This is a genomic window from Gordonia sp. NPDC062954 (assembly GCF_044543825.1).
GTDB classification, from domain to species: Bacteria; Actinomycetota; Actinomycetes; order Mycobacteriales; family Mycobacteriaceae; genus Gordonia; species Gordonia tangerina.
The window spans coordinates 98,226-120,908 of record NZ_JBITWL010000017.1; the positions used below are offsets into that span (position 1 = coordinate 98,226).

A 22,683-nucleotide genomic window follows, 5' to 3' on the forward strand; every position below is an offset into this window, starting at 1 on the left:
CGGAGATCAGTTCTGTTGCATGCCCATCCGCGCGAGCACCACCGTCTCGGCGACACCCACCACCGCGTAGACGGCGATCGAGGCCACCGTGATGACGAGGACCGACGCCCACAGTTCGTCGTAGGCGGCGGCGGGCAGCGCCTGCTGGAGCGTGGCGCCCAGCCCCTTGTTGGTGCCCAACCATTCCGCGACGGTCGCGCCGACGATGGCGCCGGGCACGGACACCTTTGCCGCGCTGAACAACGAGGGCACCGCCGCCGGGATGGCCGCCATCCGCAGCGCGGTCGCCGACGACCCGCCGTACACGGTGATCACATCGTTGATCTGCCGTGGCGCGTTGGCCAGCCCGGTCATGATCATCACCAGCGCCGGGAAGAACACCACGATCCCGCCCATCACCGCGACCACCGCCACACCGCGTCCGACGATGAGCGTGATCAACGGCGTCATCGCCACCAGCGGCACCGACCGCAGCAGCATCGCGATCGGCATGAACGTCTGCGCCGCGGGCCGCGAGAGGACGAACAACGCGGCGGTGAGGATTGCCGCCGTCATACCGACGACGAACCCGATCGCCGCGTCTGTCAACGTGATCCAGAGATTGTCGAGGATCTTGGCACGCGATTCGGCGGCGTCCGGGGCGGTGAACAGATACTCGAACACATCCGCCGGGGTACGACCGATGATCGGCCCGATGTCGGGGAAGGCGAGCAGGAACAGCCACCAGATGACCAAGATCAGCACGAACGACATCACCAGGGACCCGAGGAATCGGCCGATACTCCACAATCCGGTCGCGGTCATCGCAGCACCGCCATCCCCGCCGACCACCGGGTGGCGAACCGCGCCACCACGCTGATCAGTGCATAGGCGACACCGGCGATGGCACCGCTGATCAGCGCAATCGCCCACACCTCCGGGATGTCGCCGCGCTGCTGGGCGACGATCATCGCCGGGCCCGCTCCGGTGTCGGGCATCGCCAGGAACTCCCCGAGAACCGCACCCAGCACCGCGGCGGGCGCCGCGATCTTGACCGCCGCAAGCGTGTTGGGTATCGCCGACACCGACCGGACCCGGCGGAGCTGGGCGGCGCGCCCACCTCCATAGACCCGGATCAGATCCAGACTGCTCTGATGCGGTGACCGCAGTCCGGTCAGGGTGCCGATCATCGTCGTGAAGAACACCGAGATCGCCGCGAGAAAGACGATCATCGTCTGCACCTCGGCGAAAGCGACCTGGATGATCGGTGCGACCGCGATGATCGGCGTGCAGTAGGAGATGATTGCGAGCTGGGTGGCGAGGCCCTCGATCGGCGGGATCAGGACAACGAGAACCGCCAGCCCGATGGCCAGGCCGTTACCCCACAGGAACCCGCGCGTGGCGAGTTCGACCGTCGAGGAGAAGTTGTCGACATAGAACGCGAGCCCGGTGTCGGCGATCGTCGAGATGACCTCGCCCGGTGTGGGTATCGTGCCGCTGAACCAGTCCAGCGCGCCGGCGGTCCACCACAGCGCGATCAGCCCGAGCAGGCCGAGCAGCCCGGCGTACCAGCGGTTGGCACCACCGAGATCAGCCACGAGTGACCTCCGCGGCGGCGGTTCGCCGGTGGTCGTCGGTGCCGCCGAACAGCAACCCCGACAGATGGTCGTGGATCTTGTGGAACTCCGGGGTGCGCATCATCTCCGGGACCCGCGGGCGCGGCAGGTCGATCGGAACCATCTCGACGACCTTGCCGGGCCGAGGACTCATCACCGCCACCACATCGGACAGGAACACGGCCTCGGCGATGCCGTGGGTGACCATCAGCGTGGTGGCTGGTTTCTCGGTCCAGATCCGCAGCAGTTCGACGTTGAGCCGTTGCCGGGTCATGTCGTCGAGAGCGCCGAACGGTTCGTCGAGCAGCAGCGCGGTGGGTTTGACCACCAGCGCGCGGGCGATCGAGACACGTTGGCGCATACCACCGGACAGGGTGGCCGGCTTGGACTTCTCGAATCCGGAGAGGCCGACGAGGTCGATGAGGTCGCCCACCAGATCGTCGTCGGCCGGCATCCGCCCGACCTGCAGCGGCAGCTTGATGTTGGCCTCCACCGATCGCCACGGCAGCAGGGCCGAATCCTGGAAGGCGATGCCGAGTTCGTGATTGCGCTGCAGATCGGCCGGCGACTGGCCGTTCATCAAAGCGGTTCCCGTGGTCGGTTCCTCGAGTCCGGCCAGAATTCGCAACACGGTCGACTTGCCGCAGCCCGAAGGCCCGAGCAGTGACAGGAACGAGCCTTCCGGCGTCGCTATCGACACGTCGTCGAGTGCGGTCACCGTCGAGCTGCCCCGCAGCGCCCGTGTCGAGAAGGTCTTCGTCAGCCCGGAGATGTCGATGCCGGTTCCCGGCGGGCGCGTCGCGGCAGCACTCATGCAGCGTGACGTTAGGAGCCAGGTGTTGCTTGCTGATTACCGTCGAATTATCACTGTCCGCTTTCCGAACGGTCGTCACGAGGGGGGAATCTGATCACAGTGTGTGTCAGAACCCTTAGAGTGTGAGCAGAGCACGTGGCGTGTGACACAGACAACGGGAGGCCGCCGAGTATGGCATCGATCCGCGATCATCTTCAGACCTTGACGGACACGGTCGGCGCGGTGCGTGTCCTGCAGCGCTCCGGCGCTCTCGACCTCACCAAACCGCGCGAGCTGGCGACCGCGGTGAAGCGCAGCAAAACGCTCGGTGCGCCTGCGACGATCGTGCTGCACGGGGCTGAGGTGCATCCCGATGCGCCGGCGCTGACCGACGAACGCGGCACGCTCACCTTCGGTGAACTCAACGACAACGCGAAGGCACTCGCCAACGAACTCCTCGCGATCGGCCTCACCCCGGGCAGCGTCATCGGCGTTCTCGCCCGCGACCACCGGGGGCTGCTCACCGTGCTGGCCGCCGCCGGCTTGGCGGGCGTGCGGTTGGCGATGATGAACACCGGCTTCGGCAAGGCCCAGTTCGCGGAGGTCGCCGAACGCGAGAACGTGCAGGTGATGTTCTACGACGAGGAATTCATCGACCTGCTCGACGGCCTGCCCGACAGCCTTCCGCGCTATCTGAGCTGGGTTGACGGAAACCGGCCCGTCCCCCAGGGGGTGCGCACCCTCGACGACGTGGTCGCCGATGGTGACACCAGCTTGCCGCCGGAACCGAAGGAGGTCGGAGGTCTGGTCATCCTGACCAGTGGCACCACCGGCTTGCCGAAGGGCGCCCAGCGTGGGCGGTTCTCACCGTTCACGAGTGCGCTGTTGCTCGACCGCATCCCGATCCCGCAGAACGGTGCCGCGGTCATCGTGTCGCCGACCTTCCATTCCACCGGCTTCGCGGTGTGGGGAGTGGCGACAGCTCTCGGCAACAAGACCGTCGTCATGCGTCGTTTCGACGCCGAGAAGACCCTGGCGGCCATCGCCGACAATCGCGCCGAGGTCCTGGTGGCGGTGCCGACGATGCTGCACCGGATGGTGGCGCTCGGACCCGACGTCATCAAGTCCTACGACCTCTCCTCCCTCAAGATCATCGTCGTCGCCGGTTCCGCGCTGTCGCCGAACCTGTCCGAGGCCGTCCAAGACGCATTCGGCGATGTCCTCTACAACATGTACGGCTCCACCGAGGTCGCGATCGCGTCGGTGGCGACCCCCAGCGAGCTCCGGCAGGCGCCGGGCACCGTCGGACGCGCGCCCGTGAGCAGCCACCTCGCGCTGTACGACGACAACGATCAGCCGATCACCGACACCAACGTGCCCGGCCGACTGTTCGTGAAGAACGGTGCGCCGTTCGAGGGCTACACGGACGGACGCAACAAGCAGGTCATCGACGGCTACATGTCGACCGGCGATATGGCGCGTTTCGACGAGAACGGACTGATGTTCATCGAGGGCCGCGACGACGACATGATCGTGTCCGGCGGCGAGAACGTGTACCCCCTCGAGGTGGAGAATCTGCTCGCCGAGCATCCGCACGTCGCCGACGTCGCGGTGGTGGGGGTCGAGGACGACGAGTTCGGCACGCGGCTGCGCGCATTCATCGTTCGTGCCGAAGGCGCCGACCCGCAGGTCGATGACCTGAAACTGCACGTGAAGTCGAATCTGGCGCGCTACAAGGTGCCCCGCGACGTCGTCTTCATCGATGACCTCCCACGCAACGCCACCGGCAAGCTGGTGCGTCGGAAACTGCCGACCGGCCCGCTCACCTGAGTCGAAAGAATGCCGGCGTCAGCGACCGGCGCCCACTCGGCGCCGGTCGTTCATCGCCAGGCCGATCGTGGCCACCATGGCGTCGACGGCGAACTTGGGTTTCACGTTGACATCGAGGGCGGTCCGGCAGTCGAGCACGGCCTCCACACACCGGAGCAGCTGCTCGGGCGCGGCGTAGCCGGCCATCGGCACGGCGATGTCGTCGGTCTTGTCCGGATGCATGGCGGCCACCTGCGCCCCGACGGAGATCACCAGCGCATCCCGGAACAACGCCGCCAGATCCACCAGGGCGCGGTCGAGCATGTCCCGTTGCACGCGAGTCGCTCGCGACTTCTGCCGCTTCTCCAGTTCTTTGAGCGCACCGGCGGTACCGCGCGGAGGCCGGGCCGTGCCCTTGCCGGTGCCGCCCGCGCCGAGCGCGGTCCTCATCTCCTCGGTCTCGGACTCATCGAGTTCGGCGCTGATCGCCTTGGCGGCCTCCTCGGCCGAGCGCACCAGCGCCTCGGCCGCCGCATAAGCGGTCGAGTCTCGCGTGGCCGCCCGGGCCAGGCCCAGCGCCTTCTCCCGCTGTGCGCGCGCCTCGTCGTCGGTGGCCAGACGTTTGGCGCGGCCCACGTGTCCCCCGCACACTCCTGCGGCCCAGGCCGCGCGCTGCGGGTCGATGCCGTCGCGGTCGATCAACACGCGTTCGATGTCGGCGACCGCCGGGGTGCCGAGTGCGATGTGTCGGCACCGCGATCGCAGGGTGACCGAGATGTCGTCGGGGTCGACCGACGGGGCGCACAGCAGGAACACCGTCCGCGACGGCGGTTCCTCGACCGCTTTCAGCAATGCGTTGGCGGCCTGCTCGGTGAGCCGGTCGGCATCCTCGACGATGACGATCTGCCACCGTCCGGTGCCAGGCCGTCGGGCTGCTGCCTGCACCACATCGCGGGCTTCGAGCACCGACAGGCTCAGACCCTGCGGGACCACGTGGCGTACGTCGGCGTGGGTCTGCGCCATCACCGTCACGCAAGCGCGGCATTCGCCGCAGCCCACGGCGCCGTCGGGAGTCTGACACTGAAGCGCCGCGGCGAAGCAGGTCGCGGCCACCGAGCGTCCGCTACCGGGTGGACCGGTGAACAGCCACGCATGTGTCATCGAGGCCCGCACGGCCCCGGCCAGCGTGTCGCCGTCCGGATCGTCGGGCGGCGCGAACATGGAAACCGCCCCGGCGTCGCCCTCGTCGAGGCGCGCCGCGACCGCACGCGCCGCCCGGGCCGCGGACCGCAGTTCCTCGGCAATCGTCGCCTGGCCGATCATCCGATCGAAGACATTTGTCACAGTGCCAGCGTAATGCGCAGTTCGGACACGTCTTCGGGAACCGCGCGTGTTTAACAATTGCAAGCAGCCCGCTACCTTTGAAGCGTGATAAGACGTCGGTCTCGGTGGTCAAAGGGCCTGCATCTGGCCCGTTGGCTGGTGCATACGCCGTGGCCGATCCTTGCGCTGGACATGTTGCGCGCCAACGTCGTGGGCGCGTTGTTCACCTTCGCGTTCCTCCGGTTCGGCATGCCGTTGGAGGATTCCTACAGCCTCGACGAGATCACCGCGCTCAATCAGGTGATCTTCGCGATCTACCTGGTGGTCGCGATGCTGGTGGGCGGGTTCCTCAGCATCCACTTGTCCTTGCCGGTGTTGATCTGGCATCGGCGGCGCACCCGCCTGGACAACGCGAACGCGCGGCGCCGGGCGCTCAAGCTGCCGTATGTGCTGTCGGTGGTCAACCTCGGGCTGTGGACGGTCGGCGGCGTGCTGTTCACGATGGTGAACTTCTCCGTCTCGCACAAGAATGCGTTCATCGTGGCGATGGCCAGCGCGGTCGGCGCGCTGGTGACCTGTGTGCTCTCCTACCTGCAGGCCGAGAAGGTGCTGCGACCCATCACCGTCGCGGCGATGGCCAACGAACCCGACGCGGCTGTGGCCCCGAGTGTCACCACACGCATCGCGGTGTTCTGGGTGGTCAGCGTGGTCGCTCCGCTGGCGGTCATCATCGGTCTGATCATCCTGCAGCGTCTGGGCTGGATCGAGACGGACCCGGAGGGACTGCAGCGCCCCATCCTCTGGATGTCGGGCGCGGCGCTGGCGTTCAGCGTCATCGCCATCGTCCGGGTGGTGGCGGCCATCAACGACCCGATCAAGCAGCTACGCAAGGCGCAGAGCGAGGTCTCGGCCGGCAATCTGAACGTCGCCGTCAAGATCTACGACGGCAGCGACCTGGGCCTGTTGCAGGCCGGCTTCAACGACATGGTGTCGGATCTGCGGGAGCGCCAAGAACTGCGCAACCTCTTCGGCCGCTACGTCGGCGAGGATGTGGCCCGTCGCGCCATCGAGACCGGAACCGAACTCGGCGGCGAGGAGCGCTACGTCGGCGTGCTGTTCGTCGACATCGTCGGGTCGACGCGGCTCGCGGTAAACCGACCGCCGCGAGAGGTGGTCAACCTGCTCAACGAGTTCTTCCGGGTGGTGGTCGCCGTGGTCGGGCGTCACGGCGGATTCGTCAACAAATTCCAGGGTGATGCGGCGCTCGCCATCTTCGGCGCACCACTGGATCTCGACGACTTCGCGGGTCGCGCGCTGGCATCGGCACGCGAGCTGCGCACCGAGCTCTATCGCACGCTCGGCGACACCGACATCGGTATCGGGGTGTCGGCGGGTAAGGCCATCGCCGGCCACATCGGTTCCGAGCAGCGGCTGGAGTACACGGTGATCGGCGACCCGGTGAACGAGGCGGCGCGACTGACCGAGCTCGCCAAGGACGAACCCACCCGGGTACTCGGATCCGCGCGTGCGGTGTTCCTCGCCTCGCAGTCCGAAGCCGAACACTGGGATATCGGTGAGGGTGTGGAGCTGCGTGGACGCGGGATAGAGACCCTGCTCGCGCGGCCGCTGTTGGAGCCGGTGGACATCTGACGGGCGCGGAGGGGGTCCGTGTGGGGTCTCGATACGCTCCTCGCCTAGCGGCTCGGAGCTACTCGACCACCGACTGGTGGCGCCACCCGGCGGCGCAGTGGACCGACGGATTTCGTCGCCCCGCCGCTGATCGAGTAGCCGCGAACGGAGTGAGTCGGCGTATCGAGATCCTCGGATCGAGTAGCGTGCGAGCCGTTAGGCGAGCAGGCGTATCTCTAATAGGTCTAGCTGGTCGAGATCCTCGGATCGAGTAGCGTGCGAGCCGTTAGGCGAGCAGGCGTATCGAGATCAGTCCGCCGACTTCTTCGCCGTACTCTTCTTTGCCGCAGTCTTTTTCGCGGTTGCCTTCTTGGCCGCAGTCTTTTTGGCGGTCTTCTTGGCCGGAGCCTTCTTGGCGGCCTTCTTCGCCGACTTCTTGGCCGGCCCACGGGCACGACGATCCGCCAACAACTCCATCGCCCGTTCCGGAGTGATGGAGTCGACCTCGTCCCCCTTACGCAGGCTGGCATTGGTTTCGCCGTCGGTCACGTACGGTCCGAAGCGGCCGTCCTTGATGACCATCGGCTTGTCCGACACCGAGTCGTTCTTGCCGAGTTCACGCAGCGGCGGCGCGGCTGCCTGCCGACCCCGTCGCTTGGGTTCGGAGTAGATCTTGAGCGCCTCTTCCAGGGTGATGCCGAAGATCTGGTCCTCACTGGTCAGCGACCGAGAGTCGGTGCCCTTCTTCAGGTATGGGCCGTAGCGACCGTTCTGCGCGGTGATCTCGTCACCGGATTCCGGGTCCACACCGACGACACGCGGCAGAGACAACAGCTTCAATGCGTCGTCAAGGGTGACCGTCGAGATGTCCATCGATTTGAACAGCGACCCGGTGCGCGGCTTCGGGCCGGCTTTCTTCGCTGCCTTCTTGGCCGTCTTCTTGGCGGTCTTGGCCGCGGTCTTGGTCGCCCCACCCGACGTGTCGTCGAGCGGCACAACGTCTCCGTCGCCACCGGCAGAGCCGCCGGCCCCACCATCGCGCGGCGTCGGACCCGCCGGTACCGTGGCCGGCGCCTTGCCGTCGTCGTCACCGTCGTCATCCGATGGCAGGATCTCGGTCACATACGGACCGAATCGTCCTTCCTTGGCGACGATCTCGTTTCCGGTGAGCGGATCGTTGCCGAGCGACCGGCCCTCCTGCGGGGTGGCGAACAGCTTCTCCGCGACTGCCAGGGTCAGCTCGTCGGGCGTGATGTCGGCCGGGAGGTTGGCGCGCTTGAGATCCGGTTCGGCATCCGGCCCCGCGACGTTGCGCTCGAGATAGGGTCCATATCGGCCGACACGTACGAAGACCGGCCGGCCCTCTTCGTCGTCGAACAACCGGATCGAATTGACCTCGCGGGCATCGATCTCTTCGAGATTCACACCGACGAGCTTCTTGAGGCCACCGTACTTGGCGACCTCCGACTTGGCCGTCTCCGACTCTGCTTCGGTGTCGCCGAAATAGAAGTCGGTCAGCCAGCTGGTGCGGTTGGCCTGGCCGGCGGCGATCTGGTCCAGGTCGTCCTCGAGGGTGGCGGTGAAGTCGTAGTCCACCAGACTCTCGAAGTAGGCCTCCAGGAGGCCGACGACGGCGAACGCGATCCACGACGGGACCAGCGCGTTGCCCTTCTTCACCACGTAGCCGCGGTCCTGAATGGTGCCGATGATCGACGCATAGGTCGACGGACGTCCGATGCCGAGCTCCTCGAGCACCTTCACCAACGACGCCTCGGTGAACCGCGCCGGCGGATTGGTGGAGTGACCGTCGGCGTCGAGCTCGGTTGCCGTCAGCGCCTGCCCCTCGGTGAGGTTGGGCAGCCGGTTCTCGGCGTCGTCGGCCTGACCACCGGCGAGTTCGTCGACGGTCTCGACGTAGGCCGAGAGGAAACCGGGGAAGGTGATGGTGCGTCCCGACGCGGCGAAGGTACAGCGTTCGCCGGAGGTGGCGGTGCCGCTGATCCGCAGGCTCATCGTGGTGCCCTTGGCGTCGGCCATCTGCGAGGCGACGGTGCGCTGCCAGATCAGCTCGTAGAGCCGGAACTCGTCGGCCTCGAGTTGCCCACCGACCTGTCCGGGCGTGCGGAATGTCTCGCCGGCCGGGCGGATCGCCTCATGGGCTTCCTGCGCGTTCTTGACCTTGCGGTTGTACTGCCGCGGTGTCGGGTGGACGAACGACTCGCCGTACAACTCCCGCGCCTGGCTGCGCGCGGCGTTGATGGCCGACTCGCTCAACGACGTCGAGTCGGTACGCATGTAGGTGATGTAGCCGTTCTCGTAGAGCCGCTGCGCGATGCGCATGGTGCGGTCCGACGAGAAGCGCAGCTTGCGGCCGGCCTCCTGCTGCAGCGTCGAGGTCATGAACGGGGCGTACGGACGCCGGGTGTACGGCTTCTCCTCCACCGACGTCACGGTCATATCGGCACCGTCGAGGGCGGCAGCCAGGCTCGTGGCGCGCTCACCGTCGAGCACGAGCACGCCGTCGGCCTTCTTGAGCGCGCCTCGCGCGTCGAAATCTCGGCCGGTGGCGACCTTGGCGTCATCCACCGACACCAGCCGCGACGTGAACGTGCGCGGCGTCGACGAACTCTCCGCACCGACGTCCATGGTCGCCGCGATGTCCCAGTATTCGGCGGAGACAAAGGCCATCCGCTCGCGTTCGCGGTCGACGATGATGCGGGTGGCCACCGACTGCACGCGGCCCGCCGACAGCTTCGGCATGACCTTCTTCCACAGCACCGGCGACACCTCATAGCCGTAAAGCCGGTCGAGGATGCGTCGGGTCTCCTGTGCGTCGACGAGGTCGATGTCGAGGTCGCGGGGGTTCTCGGCCGCTGCCCGGATGGCCGACTCGGTGATCTCGTGGAACACCATCCGCTTGACCGGGATCTTCGGCTTGAGCGTCTCCAGCAGATGCCAGGCGATCGCCTCCCCCTCGCGGTCACCGTCGGTGGCGAGGTAGAGCTCGTCGACATCCTTCATCAGAGACTTGAGTTCGGTGACCGTCGACTTCTTGTCGGCCGAGACCACGTAGAGCGGCTCGAAGTTGTCGTCGACGTTGACACCGAGACGCGCCCAGGGCTGGCCCTTGTACTTGGCGGGGACGTCGGCGGCGCCGCGCGGCAGGTCCCGGATGTGGCCGCGGGAGGACTCCACGACATAGTTCGCTCCCAGGTACCCCGCGATCTTGCGGGCCTTTGTCGGCGACTCGACGATGACCAGTCGTCGGGTCGAGCTCCCCTTGGTGGGAGTTGCGGTGCTGGAATCGGCCACCGGGCGTCCTTTACTTCGCATTCGCTGATGTCGTCCGCGCCAACGGCCTCGTCACACGCACGACACTCGATCAGGTTTGTACCTTATATATAGCGTCGTCTGCACACTCGGATTCCCGTCGGCAAACCCCCAGTGTGGCAAATTACGCCGCTGCGGCCACATAGTGCCTGGTCAGAGGAATTTGCGAGGAATTTTGCGGCTTCGGTGGGTCGGCGGCATCACAGACCGTCGACATGCGGCCAATGCACGGCGGCATCGGGCACCGCAGGGGGTTCGCCGATGTATTCCAGGAGGTGACCGAGTCGCCTTTTGCCGGCGATGCGCAGCGCGTGCGACAGCCCCCGGCCGACCAGGGTGGGGGCCACGCCGACCCGCATCAGGGCGGTCGCGAGCGCGGGATGCGTGTCGGGCGCGTGGCTGTCGAGACCCAGCATGAATCGGTCGCCGTCGCGTTCGCCGGCGGCGAGGGTCCACAGCCGCAGGGCACGCGGTGACGGCACCCAGCCCGACGGCATCGCCTTGACCGCACCCGACGACCACCGGCGATGCAGGTCGTCGAGATCGTGGCAGGGTTGTGTCCGCGCGATCGGATTGCCCTCATCGGAGATCACGACCTCGGCATCCACCCCGGTCGCGGACATCTCCTCGACGAGCGCGTCGGCGCGCCAGCGTTGCGCCACCACGACCGAGATCCGCGTACCGCCGTCGGATCGAACCGCTTGTCCGTGCGCGGCGAGCAGACCCGACAGATCCTCGTACGCGGGTTGGTCGATCTGCGCGGAGAAGAACGACAACTGGCCCACACACCGAGATTACTGCCTGACCGGCCGCGTGCAGCGTCACGCATCGCGTCGGACACGATCACCACGGGTCGGCCAAGGCCACAAAAGAGTCGCTCCCGGCCACCGTGATGGTGACCGGGAGCGACTTCGCTCAAGCTTTCGCAGCTTGCAGGAGGTGACTCCTAGACGGCGCGGACGCCAGTGGCCTGCGGGCCCTTGGTTCCCTGGCCGACCTCGAACTCGACCCGCTGGTTCTCCTCGAGGGTGCGGAATCCCGAGCCCTGGATCTCGGAGTAGTGGACGAACACGTCATCGGACCCCTCGTCAGGCGCGATGAAGCCGAAGCCCTTTTCCGCGTTGAACCACTTCACAGTTCCCTGTGCCATTACTGCAATCCTTTACATACATTCCAACAGACGCGACACGATGGGTCTCGTGTCGTGGCCGGTCCCGACCGCCATACCTCGATAGTTCCCCACGGAAGAATCCCCGAAAACCTGCCTCAGTACCACGGTCACAACACGATCTCGGGAGATCACCGGGGTCCCGGCGGCTCACGAAAGCTGCGACCGCCCATAAGTCAATCACGTTCACGGCGCGCGCGATAGTCACCCCGATCAACCAGATTCCAAACCTGCCGATTTTCGCGGTCCCGACATCCGTCGGTAACATGGGAGATCCGTGTCGAACCGCGACACTGCACAATCGAACTCTCCAGGCAATGCACACTCCCACATTCGGGTCCGAGCTGCTCCGACGCAGTATCGCCGGCACCGACCCGTCCACCTCTCCGGTCACGCACATGTCGGTGATCGGCTCGCGCGCAGCCACTTTCGCCGACTGGCCGGAGTGGGTTCCAGCCGATCTCGTGGCCGCATTCGGGGCCGACGGAATCGATAAACCGTGGGCGCATCAGGTGACGGCTGCCGAGCACGCATTTCAGGGAAAACACGTGGCCTTGTGCACCGGTACGGCCTCCGGGAAATCGTTGGCGTATCAACTACCCATTGTGACCACGCTGTTGAAGGATCCGAATGCGACAGCGTTGTATCTTTCACCGACCAAGGCTCTCGGTGCCGACCAGATCCGTTCGGTCACATCACTGCTCAGCGCGGCCGGCGACAGTCGTCGCGGAGCGGCGGCAGGTGTTCGACGCCAGTTCACACATCTGCAACCATGCGCCTACGACGGTGACACCGACGTCGAGCTACGCCAGTGGGCGCGTGCACACTCCCGGTGGATCTTCACCAACCCGGACATGCTGCACATCGGCATCTTGTCCGGTCACGCGCGATGGCGACACTTCTTTCGGCACCTGCGCTACATCGTCGTCGACGAGGCTCACCATTACCGCGGGGTGTTCGGCTCGCACACCGCGTTGGTCCTGCGTCGACTCCTGCGGATCGCGCGCTCGGCCGGTGGCGATCCGGTGGTCATCGCGACCAGCGCGACCATGGCCGGCCCGGCCGAGGCGTTGACACGGCTCATCGGCGAACCCGCCGTCGCGGTGACCGAGGATGCCTCACCGCGCGGCGAGCGGACAGTTGCGCTGTGGGAGCCGGATTCTCTGCCCGCGGTGACGGGTGAGAACGGCGCACCCATCCGACGTTCGGCCGGTTCCGAATCGGCCCGACTGCTCGCGGATTTCGTTGTCGAGGGAGCGCGGACGCTGTGTTTTCAGCGCAGCCGACGCGGCGTCGAGCTGACCGCACGACAGGCCCGGCATCTGCTGGCGCAGACCGCTCCTGAGCTTGTCGACCGGGTGGCCGCCTACCGCGCCGGGTATCTGGCCGACGATCGGCGGCGACTCGAACGGGCCATCTCCGACGGTGAACTGGTGGGGGTGGCCACCACGAACGCGCTGGAGTTGGGCGTTGACATCAGCGGTTTGGATGCGGTGATCGTGGGCGGTTATCCGGGCACTGTTGCGTCCTTCTGGCAGCAGGCCGGACGCGCTGGGCGCCAACGCACTTCCGGAGACTCACTGGTGGTGCTGGTGGCCCGCGACGACCCCCTCGACACCTACCTCGTGCACCATCCCGACGCCTTGCTCGGGCGACCGGTCGAGGCAACCGTCACCGATCCCGCCAATCCGTACATTCTCAAACCCCACCTGCTGTGCGCTGCTGCCGAACTCCCGCTGCGCGAGGAAGAGATCACCGCCTGGGACGCCACCGACGCGGTGGCCGAACTGACTGCCGAGGGAAAACTCAAGAGACGCAAGGCCGGGTGGTATCTCGCCGCGGGCATCGAGCCGCATGCCGACATCGACATCCGCGGCGGCATCGGCGGTCAGGTGCTGATCGTCGACACCACCACCTCACAACTGTTGGGCACCGTCGACTCCGGTCGCGCGATGTCGACGGTGCATCCCGGCGCCCTGCACATCCATCAGGGTGAGTCATTTGTGGTCGACGAACTCGATCTGGACGACGGTCTGGCGCTGGCACATCCCGAGGAGCCGGACTGGACCACGTCGGCTCGCGAACTCACCGACATCTCCATCACCGACGTGGTGGACCGTCGTGACTGCGGGGATCTCGCCGTCTCCCTCGTGGAGGTGGACGTGACCCATCAGGTGGTGGGGTATCTGCGCACGCTGCTGTCCGGTGAGGTGCTCGATGCGGTGGAACTCGACATGCCCGCGCAGACGCTGAGCACTCGCGCCGTGATGTACACGCTGACCCCGGAGTCGCTGGAGGACGCCGGGGTGACCATCGGCGATTTCCCGGGCGCGCTGCATGCGGCCGAACATGCCGCCATCGGCTTGTTGCCGCTGGTCGCCTCCTGCGATCGGTGGGACATCGGCGGCCTGTCGACCAACCAGCACCCCGACACCGGCCTGCCGACCGTGTTCGTCTACGACGGTTACATGGGTGGTGCCGGTTTCGCCGATCGCGGCTTCGCCACCTTCGACACCTGGATCGCCGCCACCCGTGACGCGGTTGCGAGCTGCCGATGCGAGAGCGGCTGTCCGTCGTGTGTGCAGTCCCCCAAGTGCGGCAACGGTAACGATCCGCTCGACAAAGATGGCGCGATCAAGGTGCTGACGCTGTTGTGTCGGCGATACTCGAAGGATGACTGACGATCGCGCAGGCGGACGCGAACATGCGGCCCGCACGATCACCTCGGTGCGCCCGGCGTGGTTCTTGTTGGCACGTCCGACCCAGAATGTCGACGAACTGCCCGCCACCATCGGCGAACGCGACGTGTTCTTCGACGACGAGACCGCGATGGACGCTCTCGATCTGCATTACGCGTGGTGTGCGGCCCAGCGCGGTGGGTACCACGCGACGGTGGTCCGCAGCGCACATTGGTATCTGCAGAGCGCGATGATCGGGCCCCAGGTGGACCCGGGACTCGGCGATGTCTTTCTCGCACTCGCCGACGGCTCCGGTGGCCGCCGCGCGGTCGGCGGCGGCTTCCTCGCCGAGGGTCGACTCATTCACTGGACCTCGTTCGTGCGGGCCACGACCCGCTTCATGCCCGACGCCCCAGCCGTTCCCGCCTTCGAACTGGCACACCTCGGTGACGACAACGTCGACTTCGGCCACATCTGGTTCGCGCCACTGCAGTCGCGTCGGGTGCATCCGCAGCGGATCGTGGTCCCCGAAGAGCATTGATCGTGCACCGGCGGGTGCGGTTCAGGGCCCGGCGCGCGCCGACGCCACGGCCTGCCGAACCCCGAACGGCCCCAGACGCACCGGCACCGCGACGGTGAGCACCACATCGACACCGTCGACCTCGCACCGCGTGATCCGTCCGCCGACGCGCTGTGCCTCGGCGATCTCGGTGGCGGCCGAGCACGGATCCGGTGCGGCCAGCACGTGCTGCTGTGCAGCGGCGAGCGCCGCCAGATCCGCGGCCGACTGCGCGCGATGACGCGCCACCACTGCCCCACCGACGTAGAGCATCGCGACGGCCACCGCGGCCAGCGCCGCGACCGCGAAAGCACCCAGCAGCGTTGCGAAACCGCGGTCGTCAGCCCACCAGCGCATCATGGTGCCCACGGCCCTCGGGCATGGCCCCGAACTGCGTCACGCCGGGCTGCGTGACGCCGTCCTCCGCTCCGTGCGGCTCCTTCGCTGCGACCGCCCGTGCAGACAGCTCCATCAGGGGTAGCAGCGGCACGTTGTCGCGTACCTCGGCGATGACCTGTGTGCCACTGTCGCGCAGGGAGACCCGCGCGTCCTCGCCGGCGATGGAGACCGCCGTCGAGAGCGCCGAGGTATCGCCGATCGCGGCCAACCTGGCCGCCTCCCGCGCCGCGTCGGTGCACCGGATCTGCGCACCCGCCGCCGCCACCACGCCGACACCGATCACCACGGCGGAGACGATCGCAGCGATCGCATATGCACCCTCGACCGTGACCATGCCGCGATCATCGGCGATCACCGACCGGATCGCGATGATGATCCGTCGCACCGTGTACACAGTGACCTCAGCCGACCGACGTGTTGAGCGCTTTGCCGATGATACCGGTCAGGCCGCTGACGATGTTGTCGCCGGTGACCACCGTGTAGAGAATCGCTCCGAATGCCGCCGCAGCAATAGTCCCGATCGCGTACTCGGCGGTACTCATGCCCTCGTCGTCGGTGATCAGCCGCAGCACCTCCGCGGAAAGACGCTCGGCAGGTCGGCGAAACATGTTGTCGGTCATCAGGTTGCCCCCTCCTGGGACGCCGGGTGCGTCCTCTCGTTCTTTGGACGCACCAGAGCCCGATTTGGATCCATCGGAATGGGAGAAATCCCGGGGACCACCCGGCCCGGTGACGAGAACAGCTGCGCCACCGCCTCATCACCCACCCAGGACGGAGCCGGCGAGACCGAGGACCACGGGCACAATGCCCAGGCACACGAACGCCGGCAGAAAACACAGCCCCAAGGGGGCACTGATCGCGACACCGGCTCGCTCGGTGGCCGCAGTGGCCTGGTCGTGGGCGTCGCGGCGCACACCGTCGGCGAGTTCGGTCAATCCGCCGGCCAGCGACGACCCGGCTCGCGCCGAGCGCCGCGCCAGGGTGGCCAAAGCGTCGAAATGTTCCGAGGTGGTTTCCCCCGGACCTGGCGCGCCCTTGGTGGTATCGGTCCCCGGCACAGGTCGACTGCGGCGCCAGGCATGGTCGGCATCGGCCCCGAGAGCCAGCAGTTCGGCGGTCACCGACAGCGGTCGCGCCAGGCCCGGGGGCGCCGAATCGGCGACAACCGCCGCAGCTGCTCCGACCGGAAGACCGGCACGCAGGCACACCGCGAAGAGGTCCAGGGACGCGGCGACCCCGAACGGGTCATCGCGAGCATCACTCGCCCGGACCGGCCGCGCGGCGGGTTGCTGCCCGGCGACCCGCCGCAACGCCCAGTCCGGACCAGGCCAGCACCAGACCGCGGCAGCCACGAACAGGGTGGAGATCAGCGCGGCGGCGACGCTCAACGTCGGGCCGCCCGTTCGGTGATGCGCTGTGCCCACACCCATCCGGCCATCGAGAGGGCCGTGCCGACGATCAGCAGGGCGCCGCCGGGGCCTCCTCCCAACAGCACCGCCAGCGGGTTCGCCCCCATCAGCTGTCCGAGGAGCACACCGATCACCGGCAAGCCTGCGAGTACCGCAGCGGTCGCTCGCGGGCCGGCCAGGCCGGCGTGGGTGCGGGCCGCGAACTGCCGACGCTCGAGCACGTCCGACCGCACCGATTCCAACAGCTCGATCATCGGTAGACCGTGTCGATCAGCCAAGTGCCACGCCACCGCGACTCGGCGCCACGACGCGGCATCACCCCGATCCGGGTGACCGGCGGTCCCGGTGTCGAGGACGTCGCCGCCCAGCTCCGCCCGCCCGGACATCGCGGCCAACCCGTCGGCCACCGCCCCCGAAACTCCCTCTGCCGAACGCAGTTCGCGCGCCGCGGCCGTGCACGCACGGGCCGGCGGCGCGCCCACCGACAGTTCGGCGATCATCACCGACAACGCCAGCAGCAGGGCGGCGATCTCACCGTCGCGACGCCGAACCCGCCTGGTGCGCTGCCACTGCCAGATGAGACCGGCTGCGACCACGGCCGACGACACTCCGGCCGGGACACCGGCGAGAACGGTCAGCACCAGCGGCAGTGCGCACACCAGCACTGCGGGCGTCGGCATCGGCGAACGCCTGCGCGCAGCGTCCCGGAGACGGTGCAACCGGGACTCGGTGCCGGTGACCGGCCACCACACGACCCCCAGCGCGACCGCCAAGTACAGCGCGGTCACCGCGATCGGCTGCCGATGAGCTCGTCAAGCCGTCCGGCGGACTCGCCGAATCCACCGGCGCGGGTCCACACCGGACGAATGCGGACCAGACCGTCGTCGCCTGGCGCCACCATCCCGATCTCGACGAGTCCGCGGCTACCGCCCGGTGTGCGTGCGACGCCGAGGACCACCTGGACCGCGGCCGCGAGCTGACTGTGCAACGCGGCGCGGGCCATCCCGCCGAGCGCGGCGAGCGCCTCCATCCGCGCCGGCACCTCGGCGGTGGAGTTCGCGTGCAGCGTGCCCGCGCATCCGTCGTGTCCGGTGTTCAACGCGGTCAGCAGGTCGATGACCTCGGCGCCGCGCACCTCACCGACCACGATCCGGTCCGGCCGCATCCGCAGTGCCTGCCGAACCAGGGCCCGAACCGGTACCTCGCCGACGCCTTCGACGTTCGCGGTCCGGGCGACCAGCCGCACGATGTGCGGATGCGGCGGGTCCAGTTCCAGCGCGTCCTCCACACAGAGAATGCGCTCGGTGTGCGCCATCTCGCCGATCAGCGACCCCAGCAGGGTGGTCTTACCCGATCCGGTGCCGCCGACGATCAGGAAGGCCAGGCGTGCGGCGAGGATGTCACGCAGGAGTCGAACCGTGTCGTCGGGGATCGCGCCGAGCGAAACGAGTTCGTCGAAGTCGCGGGTGGCGGTGCGCAGTACGCGCAATGAGATGCAGGTGCCGTCGTGCGCGACCGGCGGGATCACCGCGTGCAGACGCACGGTGTGTCCGCGTCGGCCGACGCCGACGAGCTGCCCGTCCACCCATGGTTGGGCATCGTCGAGTCGTTTTCCGGCGTTGAGCGCCAACCGGCCGGCGAGACGACGCACCGCGTCCTCACTGTCGAAGCGGATCTCAGTGCGCTGCAAGCCGTGGCCGCGGTCGATCCAGACGTTGTCCGGGCCGGCGACCAGGATGTCGGCGACATCAGGATCGACCAGGAGTTGCTCCAGACGCCCGGCCCCGATCAGCTCGGTCTGCAGAAATCGCAGGGCGGCAAGGAGATCGGTGTCGCCGAGCATGCCCCGCGACTCGGCGCGGATCGCGTCGGCGATGACGTCGGGGGTCGGGTCGGCCGCGTCGGCGGCCAACCGGTCGCGCACCCGGTCGAGCAGCTCGTCGTGTGCGGTCATGCGGCCACCCGCGCCACGCGGTCGGCGGCACGATGGACCGCGCGGGCGGCGCGTCCGAGGGGGCTGCGAGGCGTGATCCGCAATCTGCCGGCATCCATCCGCCCCGGCAACCCCGGGTCCGCGCGATACGCGGCGACCAAGGGCAACCCGACGGTGGCGGCGACCTGTGCAGCCCGCAGACCCGACGGCGCCGGTCCCCGCACGGCCAGTTCGGCCCACACCCCGTGACGCTGCACCCGGGTCGCGACGTGGCGCGTCGATGCCGCGCCGGGCACGGAGGCGGTGGTGACCACCACGACCAGGTCGACGGTGTCGAGCACCGCATCGGTCACCGGCCCACCCGCCCGCGGGAGGTCGACGATGACCGTGTCCCCGTCCGCTCGGCCGGCATCGAGCGCGGCCAGCACCGGCTCGACGGCGACCGGCACCGCGCTGTCCGGTCGGGGCGCGAGCACCGAGAGCCGGTCGTCGACGTGGGGTAGCGCTTCGTGTAATGCGCTGGCACGCATAGCTCCTGCCGTGACGGTCAGATCCTGCCACCGCAGCCCGGCACAACTCTCGATGCCCAACGCGAGGTCGATACCCGCGCCGAGATCGTCGACATCGAGCAGCAGCACCCGCGGTGCCAGCTCTGTCGCCGCCAGCGCGACGGCCGCGGCAAGGGTGGTGGCACCTGCCCCACCGTGTCCACCGATCACGGCGATGGCGGCGGCCGGCGCGGCGGGCGGAGCCCGGAAATCGGTGAGCAGCCCCACCAAGGTGGATTCCTCGGCCGGCAGGGACACCGCGTATTCGGCACCGAGGTTCATCGCCGCACGCCAGGTCTGCGCCGGCGGCTCGCCGGAGGTGACCATCACGATCCCGTCGCGCCGCGGCAGCGCCAGGCCGCTGAGCTCCTCGACGGAACGACCGTCCACCGCGATCGCACTGGCTCGCAACCATTCTCGACGACACTCCGACGTCGACCCGGGCAGGATGCGGTAGCCGGCGGCGGCTGCGCACCGGGCGACCTCGTCGTGCAGGTCGGCGCCCACCAGGGTGAGGAGTTCATCGGTCACCCCGACATCGTCACCGACGACGACGCGACCCAGATCCGATCACCCGGGAAGCGAGAAGATCTGTGGATACGTTGCCGGCCTGTGGATTGGTCAACCGGTGAACGGCGGCACGTACTCACACGGCACCCGAACCGGATGCGCGGGGTCGAGCGCATTGAGCACCATGTAGGCGGTGCGGCGCGACCCCGCGATCGCCAGGTGATCGCTGTGGTCCTGTTCGCAGCCGTCCTGCACGACGATGTTGCGGACGCTCTCGCCGGAGCGGCCCGGTACCTGGCCGCTGGTGTAGGGCACCACGAACTCGTCGTAGCGGGTGGAGATGTTCGTGTAGTCCACACCCGCGACATACGGGCTGCCGCCACTCCAGATCGCCCGGTTCATCGGCGATCCCGCCGCCATCTGACCGCAGGCCGCGCAGATCGGCAGATCCGCACCCTGCAGCAGCTGCCGGGTGATCTCGGTGAACGGAATACCGTCGAACGAGCCACGCCACAGCGGCGCCAACGAGACGTACCTGGTGACCTTCGACGCCCCGCCGAGTCGTTTGAGGTAGTAAGCCGGCATGTACGTGCCTTGCGAATGGCCGACGAGATCGACGGTCTGGGCGCCGGTCGCAGCGAGGACTCGGTCGACGAACCGGGACAATTGCGCTGCGCTCGGCTCCATCCGGGTCATGCCGCCGATCGCCGACACCGGCCAGGGCGATCCGGGAATCGCCCCGTAGGTGAGGGCATACACGCAGTACCCGCGGTTGGCCAGCAACGCGACGTAGGCACCCCAGTTGGTCTGCTGCGAACCACCGGTGCCGTGCACCAGCACCACCGGCCGCGGGTGCTGTGGTGTGGGCCGACAGTCGAAGTCATTCGATCCGGGCAACGATCCGCCTGGATGAGCCAGCTCAGGAGGGATACCGGCGAAGAAGCTGTAGGTCTCGGGCAGCGGCCGCTCGGGGGCGGCCGAGGCTGCGCCGACCCCGACCATCGCCACCGCACATGTCGCCACCAATACCGCGACCAGCACCGCGTACCGGTTCATTCGTTTCGTGGACACCTCGACTACCACCCCCGCGTCAGCACCTGCGGGAGAACCTAGCAACTGCTTGGTCAAGTGTCCCGGTTTTGGCAGATCGCCGGGTAACGGGCCCTAGATAGAGGACAACCCCGGCCAGGGGGGGAGGAGGCCGGGGTCATCGCGTTTCAGCCCCGGGGGGTCGGGCTGAAAGGCACCGGTATCAACCGGTTAAGGCCGACTATACACATCGGATTTCGGCCTGTGCAACTAGAAACAACCGGCCGGCGAGGTCACATTTCAATATCGCTGCCTGCGCTTTCACGCTGCAACGACGTTGCATCGACACTGGCCGGGGTCTCGATCGGGCCGTAGCCTGAACCGGTGACGGACACCTCGTCGGCAAGCACTCCCCAGGCCCGATCGGCCCATGCCGTCCTCCCCACACGTCGTAGCGCAGCGTTCTTCGATCTGGACAAGACGGTGATCGCCACATCCAGCGTGCTCGCCTTCACGCGCCCCTTTTTCGCCGCGGGACTGATCGACCGCCGCTCGGTGATCCGATCCGGCTGGGCCCAGTTGCTGTTCCTGATGACCGCGGCCGACCACACGCAGATCGATCGGCTGCGTCGTCACGTCACCGACATGTGCCGCGGGTGGGATGTCGCGCAGGTGCGCGCCGTCGTCGCCGAGACCCTGCACGAGGTGGTCCACCCGCTGGTGTTCGACGAGGCGGCCGAGTTGATCGCCACCCACCGCGCACGCGGCGACGATGTGGTGCTGGTGTCGGCGTCGGGGCGCGAGATGGTGGAGCCGATCGGCGCGATGCTCGGTGTCGACCATGTCGCCGCCAGCGAGATGGAGGTCGTGGAGGGCCATTACACCGGGGAGATCGAGGTCTACCTCTACGGCGCGGCGAAGACCACGGCGATGATCGCACTCGCCGAGCAGCACGACTACGACCTCTCCACCTGCTACGCGTACTCCGACTCGATCACCGATGTCCCGATGCTCACGGCGGTCGGTCACCCCTACGTGGTGAATCCCGACCGACACCTGCGACGGCACGCCCGGGACGCCGGCTGGCCGATCCTGACGTTCTCTCGACCGGCGTCGCGCCGTTCGCGACAGTTGCCGGCGCGGCTCCGGACGGTCCTCGGATCGCCGCTGGCGGCGGTCGCGCTGGCCGTGGGTGCCGCGGTCGCGACGGCACGCTTGGCGGGATTCGCGTCGCGACGACACCCGGGTCGGCCGACCGACGTGGTGTGAGAGAGCCACCACGACACCATCGGATATTGGTCCGAAAGACCCTTGATGTGATGGCGGTCACGGTGTACAAAAGGTTTTACGGAATCTCGGAAGGCAAAGTTCGCTCCGGAAGAGAAGGAACGGACCCCCACGCCGAGCACTTCCCAGCACGGGCGGCAAGCACCCACGCGGAGCGCGCCGCATAAGGCAAAAGCGTTGTGCGCCTGCGACATCGTAGGTCGACACGGGCAAGCCGGTGACCACCAACGGGCCGTAGACCGGGACACGAAGGATCCCTGTCGAGCCGGACGAATCGATCCGATCGAGGCGAACCGAGAGGTTCGTCAGACGGAAAGAATCGATCCGAATAAGCTCGATCCAATTGCACGGCACCGTCATTCACACGTGGTTCACACCGGGGCGCACCGATCGGCACTCCTTCCCTCGCCGAGGCGGTACCACAACCCACCAAGCACGCTTGGTAACTTGGGTCCGTGCTACGCGGGCGGGGGGGGGGGGCGGGGGGGGGGGGGGGGGGGGGGCGCGCCCCCGCGGGGGGGGGGGGGGGGGGGGGGGGGGGGTGGGGGGGCGCCCGCCCCCCCCCCCCCCCCGGGGGGGGGGGGGGGGGGGGGGCGCGGGGGGGGGGGGGGGGGGGGGGGGCGGGGGGCGGGGGGGGGGGGGGCGGGGGCGGGGGGGGGGGGGGGGCGGGGGCGCGGCGCGCGG

The 22,683-nt window shown here is 67.9% G+C and carries 20 protein-coding genes; 5 read left to right on the forward strand and 15 right to left on the reverse strand.

Features of this window, described 5'->3' with window-relative positions; all coding sequences use genetic code 11:
• Positions 1-6: 6 nt before the first annotated feature.
• From ACIGKQ_RS16635 to ACIGKQ_RS16645, 3 genes are read right to left on the reverse strand one after another with little or no spacing between them, the layout of a single operon-like run.
• Positions 7-804 (reverse strand): ABC transporter permease, encoded by a 798-nt coding sequence (locus ACIGKQ_RS16635; RefSeq protein ID WP_287016333.1) that lies wholly within the window; start codon positions 802-804, stop codon positions 7-9.
• The gene (locus ACIGKQ_RS16640) at positions 801-1,577 is read right to left on the reverse strand and encodes an ABC transporter permease (protein ID WP_287016334.1); all 777 of its coding nucleotides are present in this window, start codon (positions 1,575-1,577) and stop codon (positions 801-803) included. Before ACIGKQ_RS16640 ends, ACIGKQ_RS16635 begins: the two co-directional genes overlap by 4 nt.
• Positions 1,570-2,409, reverse strand: coding sequence for an ABC transporter ATP-binding protein (locus tag ACIGKQ_RS16645; protein ID WP_287016335.1), 840 nt, complete (start codon positions 2,407-2,409; stop codon positions 1,570-1,572). Before ACIGKQ_RS16645 ends, ACIGKQ_RS16640 begins: the two co-directional genes overlap by 8 nt.
• A gap of 171 nt (positions 2,410-2,580) precedes the next feature.
• On the opposite strand from ACIGKQ_RS16645, the gene ACIGKQ_RS16650 reads away from it, so the two are divergent.
• Complete coding sequence (locus ACIGKQ_RS16650) at positions 2,581-4,218, forward strand: acyl-CoA synthetase (RefSeq protein WP_287016336.1); 1,638 nt, start codon at positions 2,581-2,583, stop codon at positions 4,216-4,218.
• A gap of 18 nt (positions 4,219-4,236) precedes the next feature.
• On the opposite strand, the gene ACIGKQ_RS16655 is transcribed toward ACIGKQ_RS16650, so the two are convergent.
• Complete coding sequence (locus ACIGKQ_RS16655; RefSeq protein WP_396574491.1) at positions 4,237-5,541, reverse strand: DNA polymerase III subunit delta'; 1,305 nt, start codon at positions 5,539-5,541, stop codon at positions 4,237-4,239.
• A gap of 171 nt (positions 5,542-5,712) precedes the next feature.
• On the opposite strand from ACIGKQ_RS16655, the gene ACIGKQ_RS16660 reads away from it, so the two are divergent.
• A complete protein-coding gene (locus tag ACIGKQ_RS16660; RefSeq protein ID WP_396574500.1) occupies positions 5,713-7,170 on the forward strand; it encodes an adenylate/guanylate cyclase domain-containing protein in 1,458 nt (485 codons plus the stop codon).
• Between the two features lie 288 nt (positions 7,171-7,458).
• Here the strand turns inward: ACIGKQ_RS16660 and topA are convergent, their stop codons facing one another.
• The 3 genes from topA to ACIGKQ_RS16675 form a co-directional block, all read right to left on the reverse strand.
• Entirely contained in the window at positions 7,459-10,461 is a 3,003-nt protein-coding gene (gene topA, locus ACIGKQ_RS16665; RefSeq protein ID WP_396574492.1) for a type I DNA topoisomerase, read from the reverse strand.
• Between the two features lie 218 nt (positions 10,462-10,679).
• Positions 10,680-11,264 carry a hypothetical protein gene (locus tag ACIGKQ_RS16670; protein ID WP_287016567.1) on the reverse strand — a complete coding sequence of 195 codons (585 nt, stop codon included), beginning with the start codon at positions 11,262-11,264 and terminating at the stop codon, positions 10,680-10,682.
• A 161-nt stretch (positions 11,265-11,425) separates the two neighbouring features.
• Positions 11,426-11,629: a cold-shock protein gene (locus tag ACIGKQ_RS16675; RefSeq protein ID WP_004022110.1), complete on the reverse strand. Its 204-nt coding sequence runs from the start codon at positions 11,627-11,629 to the stop codon at positions 11,426-11,428.
• Positions 11,630-11,964: 335 nt separating this feature from the next.
• Here ACIGKQ_RS16675 and ACIGKQ_RS16680 point away from each other — a divergent pair, with 335 nt between their 5' ends.
• Together ACIGKQ_RS16680 and ACIGKQ_RS16685 are read left to right on the forward strand one after the other, a co-directional pair.
• Entirely contained in the window at positions 11,965-14,328 is a 2,364-nt protein-coding gene (locus ACIGKQ_RS16680) for a DEAD/DEAH box helicase (protein ID WP_396574493.1), read from the forward strand.
• Positions 14,321-14,866, forward strand: a complete 546-nt coding sequence (locus ACIGKQ_RS16685; protein WP_396574494.1) for a hypothetical protein — start codon at positions 14,321-14,323, stop codon at positions 14,864-14,866. Before ACIGKQ_RS16680 ends, ACIGKQ_RS16685 begins: the two co-directional genes overlap by 8 nt.
• A gap of 21 nt (positions 14,867-14,887) precedes the next feature.
• Here ACIGKQ_RS16685 and ACIGKQ_RS16690 read toward each other — a convergent pair whose 3' ends face one another.
• The 8 genes from ACIGKQ_RS16690 to ACIGKQ_RS16725 all read right to left on the reverse strand — a co-directional run bounded on the left by ACIGKQ_RS16690 (position 14,888) and on the right by ACIGKQ_RS16725 (position 20,739).
• A complete protein-coding gene (locus tag ACIGKQ_RS16690; protein ID WP_287016593.1) occupies positions 14,888-15,244 on the reverse strand; it encodes an Rv3654c family TadE-like protein in 357 nt (118 codons plus the stop codon).
• A complete protein-coding gene (locus ACIGKQ_RS16695) occupies positions 15,225-15,668 on the reverse strand; it encodes a TadE family type IV pilus minor pilin (protein WP_308203676.1) in 444 nt (147 codons plus the stop codon). The genes ACIGKQ_RS16690 and ACIGKQ_RS16695 overlap by 20 nt, the downstream gene beginning before the upstream one ends.
• Positions 15,669-15,684: 16 nt before the next feature.
• On the reverse strand, positions 15,685-15,903 hold the full coding sequence (locus tag ACIGKQ_RS16700) for a DUF4244 domain-containing protein (protein ID WP_266062765.1): 219 nt from the start codon (positions 15,901-15,903) through the stop codon (positions 15,685-15,687).
• A gap of 138 nt (positions 15,904-16,041) precedes the next feature.
• Positions 16,042-16,713: a type II secretion system F family protein gene (locus ACIGKQ_RS16705; protein ID WP_266062766.1), complete on the reverse strand. Its 672-nt coding sequence runs from the start codon at positions 16,711-16,713 to the stop codon at positions 16,042-16,044.
• The gene (locus ACIGKQ_RS16710; protein ID WP_396574495.1) at positions 16,668-17,480 is read right to left on the reverse strand and encodes a type II secretion system F family protein; all 813 of its coding nucleotides are present in this window, start codon (positions 17,478-17,480) and stop codon (positions 16,668-16,670) included. The genes ACIGKQ_RS16705 and ACIGKQ_RS16710 overlap by 46 nt, the downstream gene beginning before the upstream one ends.
• On the reverse strand, positions 17,477-18,646 hold the full coding sequence (locus ACIGKQ_RS16715) for a TadA family conjugal transfer-associated ATPase (protein WP_266062768.1): 1,170 nt from the start codon (positions 18,644-18,646) through the stop codon (positions 17,477-17,479). Before ACIGKQ_RS16715 ends, ACIGKQ_RS16710 begins: the two co-directional genes overlap by 4 nt.
• A complete protein-coding gene (gene ssd / locus ACIGKQ_RS16720; protein WP_235721771.1) occupies positions 18,643-19,704 on the reverse strand; it encodes a septum site-determining protein Ssd in 1,062 nt (353 codons plus the stop codon). Before ssd ends, ACIGKQ_RS16715 begins: the two co-directional genes overlap by 4 nt.
• Before the next feature lie 90 nt (positions 19,705-19,794).
• Positions 19,795-20,739: an alpha/beta fold hydrolase gene (locus ACIGKQ_RS16725; protein ID WP_372474950.1), complete on the reverse strand. Its 945-nt coding sequence runs from the start codon at positions 20,737-20,739 to the stop codon at positions 19,795-19,797.
• 357 nt (positions 20,740-21,096) lie between these two features.
• Here ACIGKQ_RS16725 and ACIGKQ_RS16730 point away from each other — a divergent pair, with 357 nt between their 5' ends.
• A complete protein-coding gene (locus tag ACIGKQ_RS16730; RefSeq protein ID WP_287016586.1) occupies positions 21,097-21,981 on the forward strand; it encodes an HAD family phosphatase in 885 nt (294 codons plus the stop codon).
• Positions 21,982-22,683: the final 702 nt, after the last annotated feature.

Coding starts and splice junctions, on each gene's coding strand:
- ACIGKQ_RS16635 (WP_287016333.1), bottom strand. CDS start 804: ATGACCGCGACCGGATTGTGGAGTATCGGCCGATTCCTCGGGTCCCTG.
- ACIGKQ_RS16645 (WP_287016335.1), bottom strand. CDS start 2,409: ATGAGTGCTGCCGCGACGCGCCCGCCGGGAACCGGCATCGACATCTCC.
- ACIGKQ_RS16650 (WP_287016336.1), top strand. CDS start 2,581: ATGGCATCGATCCGCGATCATCTTCAGACCTTGACGGACACGGTCGGC.
- ACIGKQ_RS16660 (WP_396574500.1), top strand. CDS start 5,713: ATGTTGCGCGCCAACGTCGTGGGCGCGTTGTTCACCTTCGCGTTCCTC.
- ACIGKQ_RS16675 (WP_004022110.1), bottom strand. CDS start 11,629: ATGGCACAGGGAACTGTGAAGTGGTTCAACGCGGAAAAGGGCTTCGGC.
- ACIGKQ_RS16680 (WP_396574493.1), top strand. CDS start 11,965: ATGCACACTCCCACATTCGGGTCCGAGCTGCTCCGACGCAGTATCGCC.
- ACIGKQ_RS16685 (WP_396574494.1), top strand. CDS start 14,321: ATGACTGACGATCGCGCAGGCGGACGCGAACATGCGGCCCGCACGATC.
- ACIGKQ_RS16690 (WP_287016593.1), bottom strand. CDS start 15,244: ATGATGCGCTGGTGGGCTGACGACCGCGGTTTCGCAACGCTGCTGGGT.
- ACIGKQ_RS16700 (WP_266062765.1), bottom strand. CDS start 15,903: ATGACCGACAACATGTTTCGCCGACCTGCCGAGCGTCTTTCCGCGGAG.
- ACIGKQ_RS16705 (WP_266062766.1), bottom strand. CDS start 16,713: ATGGGTGTGGGCACAGCGCATCACCGAACGGGCGGCCCGACGTTGAGC.
- ACIGKQ_RS16715 (WP_266062768.1), bottom strand. CDS start 18,646: ATGACCGCACACGACGAGCTGCTCGACCGGGTGCGCGACCGGTTGGCC.
- ACIGKQ_RS16725 (WP_372474950.1), bottom strand. CDS start 20,739: ATGAACCGGTACGCGGTGCTGGTCGCGGTATTGGTGGCGACATGTGCG.